3 protein-coding genes and 1 riboswitch are annotated in these 6192 nt (G+C 66.9%); of the genes, 1 reads left to right on the top strand and 2 read right to left on the bottom strand.

Translation table 11 applies throughout. The features are described 5' to 3' along the window. Positions 1-178: 178 nt before the first annotated feature. Positions 179-264, top strand: a riboswitch (yybP-ykoY riboswitch). An 89-nt stretch (positions 265-353) separates the two neighbouring features. Then, positions 354-929 (top strand): manganese efflux pump MntP, encoded by a 576-nt coding sequence (locus AB4Y84_RS10340; RefSeq protein WP_032976929.1) that lies wholly within the window; start codon positions 354-356, stop codon positions 927-929. Positions 930-1001: 72 nt separating this feature from the next. Here the strand turns inward: AB4Y84_RS10340 and AB4Y84_RS10335 are convergent, their stop codons facing one another. Further along, positions 1002-4454, bottom strand: coding sequence for a hybrid sensor histidine kinase/response regulator (locus AB4Y84_RS10335; RefSeq protein ID WP_442250096.1), 3453 nt, complete (start codon positions 4452-4454; stop codon positions 1002-1004). Positions 4455-4650: 196 nt separating this feature from the next. Next, positions 4651-6192: S46 family peptidase (locus AB4Y84_RS10330; RefSeq protein WP_442250095.1), on the bottom strand; the 1542-nt coding region annotated here is incomplete at its 5' end.

The raw sequence follows: 6192 nt of genomic DNA, 5'->3' as shown, positions 1-6192 counted from the left end.
GCCGGCAACCGCGTGAAACTGTTTGAGCTGCCGGCCAGCGGCCGGCACTACCGGATTCCGCTTCGGCCGGCGCCACCACTTCGCGGTGATATAGCCATCGCTATACAAACCAGCCGTGCCTGCGCGTTTCGCACGGAATGCGCCACGCGCGGATCGCGGTGCTAAGCTTCGCGTCCCCTTGGGGAGTAGCCGGATTCCTACGCAGGAATCGTCCACGTCAACATACTCGGCCAGTGCGCCGTGGCGTGGACAACCATGATGGTTGGCGAGACCAGCGGCCCGCGCGCGCAACGTCAGGTTGGGCGCGAGCGCGAGCCGTGCGTCCGTCCTTGCCCGACCTTCTGCTGCCGCCCATGTCTCCTGTTTCGATCCTCCTGATCGGCTTTGCCATGTCCACCGATGCCTTCGCCGCGGCGATCGGCAAGGGTGCCGCCATGCGCAGGCCGGTGTTCCGTGATGCGCTGCGCGCCGGCATCATCTTCGGCGTCATCGAGGCGATCACGCCCATCATCGGCTGGCTGCTCGGTCGTGCCGCCCTGCAGTACGTCGAAGCCTTCGACCACTGGATCGCCTTCGGCCTGCTCGGCGCACTGGGCATCCACATGATCTACAACGGCCTGCGCCCTGACAGCGGCGAGGACGATGAGGATCCGTCGCAGCATCACGGCTTCTGGAAGCTGGCACTGACCGGCTTCGCCACCAGCATCGACGCGATGGCAGTGGGCATCGGCCTGGCCTTCATGGACGTGCATATCGGCGTGATGGCGGCGGTCATCGGCCTGTGCACGCTGACCATGGTCACCGCCGGCATCATGCTCGGCCGCGCACTCGGCAGCATGGTCGGCAAGCGCGCCGAAATCATCGGTGGCGTGATCCTGGTGATCATCGGTGCGACGATCCTGTACGAACACCTGCACGGCGTGGCGTAACCTGCCGGCGATTGCGAGGTTGCCGGCCAGCGGCCGGCGCTACCGGGCTCGTCATCCGCGTGTGGCGTGGATTCAGTCGTTGTTGCGGGTGTCCCGCAGCGCACCCAGGAAGGCACGTAGCGACGYCGGCTTGATCGGCTTGGTCAACAGGCGATAGCCGCGCTCGCGTGCCATCCGCTTCAGTTCATCGCGGCCATCGGCAGTAAGCAACGCACCGGGCAATGGATAGCCCGCCGCCTCGCGCAGTGCGACCAGTGCGTCCAGGCCATCCATGCGATCGTGCAGGTGATAGTCCACCAGCATCACCTGCGGACGCTCGGCAATCTTCTGCAGCGCCTGGTCCACCGTCGATGCGGTGATCACCTGCACCTGCCAACGCCCCAGCAGCGCGCGCATGCCATCGAGGATCTCCTCGTCGTTGTCCACGCACAGCACGCGCAGGCCGGCCAGCGAATCACTGCGGACCGGCGGTGCGGCCTGTGTCACGATGAGCGCTTCGGTATATCCCGGCAACGGCGCCACCCGCGGCAGGATGATCGAGAACATCGAACCACTGCCAACCCGGCTGCGTGCATTCAAACGATGGTCAAGCAGGCGCGAGATGCGCTGGCAGATCGACAGGCCCAGGCCCAGGCCCTGCTCGCCCCAGTCGAACGGCTGCTGGTAGCGGTGGAACTCGTCGAAGATCTGTCGCATGTGGTGTTCGGGAATGCCGGGGCCGGTATCCCACACCTGTAGTTCCACTTCGTCGCCGCGCTGGCGCACGGCCAGCACGATGCGCCCCTGCCGCGTGTAGCGCAATGCATTGGCCAGGAAGTTCTGCAGCACGCGGCGCAGCAGGCGGCGATCACTGCGCACCCAGGTGGTACGCGCGAACAGATCCAGCCGCAACCCACGCCCGGCCGCAACCGGCGTGTACTGCGCGGCCAGCTCACGCATCAACGCACTGACATCGAATTCGCCGATCACCGGATGCAGGCCACCAGCATCCAGCCGCGACACGTCCAGCAGCCCATCCAGCAGCTCTTCGGCCGCACGCAGCGACGCATCCACGCGTTCGGCCAGGTGCCGCTGCTCGTCGCTGACATGGTCGCTGTCGCGCAGCGCCGAAGCGAACAGCCGCGCCGCATTCAACGGCTGCAGCACGTCATGGCTGATCGCCGCCAGGAAGCGGGTCTTCGATTGCTGTGCGACTTCCGCAACATGCGAGCGCTCGGCCACGCGCTGTTCCAGCGTTTCGTTGGCTTCCAGCAGCGCGCGTTCGGCGTGCTTGTAGTCGGTGATGTCGTTGTAGCTGGTGACGTAGCCGCCGCCAGGCAGTGCCTGGCCGCGCATTTCGATCACCTTGCCATCGCTGCGGGTGCGCTCGAAGACGTGCGGCGAACCGGCGCGCATGTAACCGATGCGGCGGTTGATCTGCATTTCGATGTCGCCTTCGCCCAGCTCGCCACGCTCGGCGTTGTAGCGGATCAGGTCAGCCACCGGCCGGCCCACGTAGAGCATGCCGTCGGGGTAGCCGAACATGTCCTGGTAGCGCCGGTTCCAGGCAGTCAGGCGCATGTCCGGGTCGACCACGCTGACGCCGGCGCTGATGTTTTCCAGGGTGGTCGACAGGATCTCGCGGTTGAAGCGCAGTTCCTGCCCGGCTTCGTCCAGCACCGCCACCACTTCGCCCAGGTCCATGCCCGAGCCGCGCAGCAGGCTGGTCAGCAGCAGGCGCGCGGACGCCGCACCGATCGATGCAGCCAGCAGGCGCTCGGTGAACTGCACCCACGGCCGGTCTGCCGGCGCCGAGGACTGCAGCTCGCGCCCCAGCGACTGCGCCTGTTCGAAGAACGAGCGCCGCGCATGGCGCTCGCCGACCACGCGCGAGGCCAGTGCCAGCAGGTCACCCACGTGCACGTGGCCCGGCCAACCACCGGCCACTGAAGGCCGCTCGGCATAGGGATCGAGGAAGGGTGCAGCGCGCAAGCGCTCATCCACGCCGGGGCGCCAACGCGCGGACACCAGCATCATCGTCGCCGCGTTGACCAGCAACGACCAGAACGTGCCGTGGGTCAGCGGGTCCCAGCCGGTCATGCCGAACAGCTGTTGCGGCCGCAGCCAATCGATGCCGAACGGACCATGCTGCACCCAGCCTGCATCCATCCAGCCGGCCATGGTCATCGCCGGCAGCAGCAGGGTGTACAGCCAGGTGGCGAAGCCGAGCAGCATGCCGGTCTCGACGCCACGACGGCTGGCGCCGCGCCAGTACAGGCCACCGATCAGGCCCGGCGCGAACTGCGCCACCGCGGCGAACGCCATCAGTCCGTACGAGGCCAGCGTGCTGTCGTTGCTGCTGCTGCGGTAGTAGCTGTAGGCCATCAGTGCCAGCAGCAGGATCGCCAGCCGGCGGATCCACAGCACCCGCGAGGCGACATCGGCCGCTTCCTGGTGATCGCCACTGCGACGCAGCAGCACCGGCATCACCAGATCGTTGCTGACCATCGTCGCCAACGCGATCGAGGACACGATGACCATGCCGGTGGCGGCAGAGAACCCGCCGATATAGGCGATCAGTGCCAGCGCGTTGCGACCCTCGGCCAGCGGCAACGCCAGCACCATCGAGTCGTCGGCCACGCCGCTTCCGGTACCGAACAGGCTGACGCCGGCGGTGGCGATCGGCAGCACCATCGCCGAGATCAGCACCAGGTAGCCGCCGAACATCCAGCGCGCGCGGCGCAYATCGCGCACATCGCCGCACTCCACCACCGCCACATGGAACTGGCGCGGCAGGCAGATGATGGCCAGGAAACTGAGCAGCGTCTGCGAAATGAACCCCACCGGCGGAAGCCCGGTGAACAGCGTATGCACCGACTCCACCACCGCCTCGTTGCGGTCGCTGAGCCAGACATAGGCGAACACGCCCACCGCCACCATCGCCACCAGTTTGATCACCGACTCCAGCGCGATGGCCAGCATCATGCCGTGGTGGTGTTCGGTGGCGTCCACCTGGCGGGTACCGAACAGGGTGGCGAACAGCGCCATCAGCAACGCCACATACAGGGCCGGATCGCTGAAGAATCCGGTCGGCCCGGTGTTGCCGGTCAGTACCTGCAGGCTCATCGCCACCGCTTTGTACTGCAGGGCGAGGTAGGGAATGATGCCGATCAGCGCGATGATCGCCACCAGCGCCGCCAGCCGCCGCGAGCGGCCGAAGCGCGAGGAAATGAAATCGGCGATGGAGACCACGTTCTGGCTGCGCGCGATCAGCGCCAGGCGCTCGATGATGCGCCAGCCGAACAGCAGCAGCAGCAGCGGGCCGATGTAGATCGGCAGGTAGCCCACGCCGTTGCGCACGGCGGTACCGACTGCGCCGTAGAAGGTCCACGACGAGCAGTACACCGCCAGCGCCAGGCTGTAGACGACCGGCCGCAGCCACGGCCGGTCCGGGTACATCGGCCGACGGTCGCCCCACCACGCCACGCCGAACAGCAGCGCAGCGTAGGCAACCGAGACCAGCAGCAGGATCCAGCTGGAGACCAAGCGCGTGTTTCCGTCGGAGGAGGGGCCAGTAGATCACGACCGTTGATCGTGATGGTAGGTCACGACGGAGGGTCGCAAAGGTGGGTCACGACCGTTGGTCGTGACAGAGGCGTCCGTGCCCACCAACGGTGGGCACCCACCAGAGGGAGAGGTGGGCACCCACCAGGAAACGGTGGGGACCTACCGGGAACCGGCGTTACTCCGCCGGAACGCCCATTTCCTTCAGCAGTTCAGGTGCCGGGTAGACCTTGGCCAGCAGCCAGCGCAGGTAGCGCATGTCCACGTGCACGGCGCGCTTGTAGCGGGGGTCGAACCACCAGCTGGCACTGACCGACTCCCAGTTGCTGTCGAAGTTCAGGCCGATCAGTTCGCCCTTGGCGTTGAGCACCGGCGAGCCGGAGTTGCCGCCGGTGGTGTCCAGGTTGGTCAGGAAGTTGACCGTCTGGGTCTTCAGCGCGGGGTCGGCGGTGCTGCCGAAGTCGCCCTTGGCAATCGCAGCCAGCAGCGGCTTGGGGGCATCGAACGGATAGGCGTTGGTGTTCTTTTCGACGATGCCGGCCACCGTGGTCACCGGCGAATAGGTCACGCCATCACGCGGGTGCAGCGCTTCCACCTTGCCGTAGCTGATGCGCAGGGTGCGGTTGGCATCCGGGTACACCGCACGGCCCTGCTTGGCACGCCAGGCGAACAAGGCCTGCATGTAGGCCGGGCGCAGGCGCAGCTGTTCGCCTTCGCGGGTCTTGCTCTCGTTTTCGATGCGCAGCTGCGCGGCCACCAGCGGGGCGGCCACGGCGATCAGCGGATCGGCGGCCAGCGCCTTGCCTTCGCGGGCAGCGGCGAAACGGGACAGGCGCTGCGCTTCGTCACCCAGCTGGGTGCCGGCATACAGCGTGTCCAGCGCCTGCGCCRGCTGTGCCGGGGTACGGCCGAACGCCGTGTCGAACTCGGCCACGCGCTGCGCATCCGGCAACTGCTGGTAGCGCGTCAACAGGGTGGTCAGCAGCGCCTTCTCGACCTCGGGTGCATAGCGGCGCTGCACCTGCTTCAGCACGCCTTCGATCATCGCCTGGTCGCGCTGCTGGTAGCCGGTCTCGCGCTGCGCGTCCGGCTTGGCCGATTCAATGCGCAGGCGTTCCAGCAGTAGTGCCGAGCGCAGAAGTTGGCTCTGGCCGGCCATCTGCTCCAGCAGCAGGTCGCGCTCGCCCACCGCCGCGCCCTGCGACAGGTTGGCCAGCAGCGCCTTGATATCGCCCTGGTACTTGCGGTCGGTGGCGGCCAGCATCGCCTGCTCGTCGGCCGCACGCTGGGCCTTGGCATCGCTGCGCAGCAGCCCTTCCAGCTCACCGGCAGCGCGCTTGCGATTGTTCTTCAGCGACTGCAACTGCGAGGCATAACGGGTACGTGCCTGCGCATCCTTGGCACTGACCGCTTCGATGGTGTCGATCATCTGCTGGAACACCGACACCCGGCGCGGCAGCACGGTATCGATCTGGCCAGCGAATTCGGCGGCGGTGCGATGGCGGTAGGTGATGCCCGGGTAACCGGCCAGCATCGCGTAGTCGCCCTCCTTCGGGCCTTCCACCGACATCTGGAGGTGCGCCGGGGCCTGGTAGGGCACGTTGTCCTTGCTGTAGGCGGCCGGCTTGCCGTCCTTGCCCACGTAGGCACGCAGCAGGGTGAAGTCGCCGGTGTGGCGCGGCCACATGAAGTTGTCGATCTCATCGCCGTAGTTACCGAT

Origin of the sequence: Stenotrophomonas sp. 2YAF22 (assembly GCF_052114665.1) — a bacterium.
Classification (GTDB): domain Bacteria; phylum Pseudomonadota; class Gammaproteobacteria; order Xanthomonadales; family Xanthomonadaceae; genus Stenotrophomonas; species Stenotrophomonas indicatrix.
The sequence above is the reverse complement of the archived record's forward strand: the minus strand, read 5'-3'. Positions and strand labels throughout refer to the sequence as shown.

What these genes read in the sequence shown, in the direction of transcription:
- AB4Y84_RS10340 (WP_032976929.1), top strand. Translation starts at nt 354, where the DNA reads ATGTCTCCTGTTTCGATCCTCCTGATCGGCTTTGCCATGTCCACCGAT.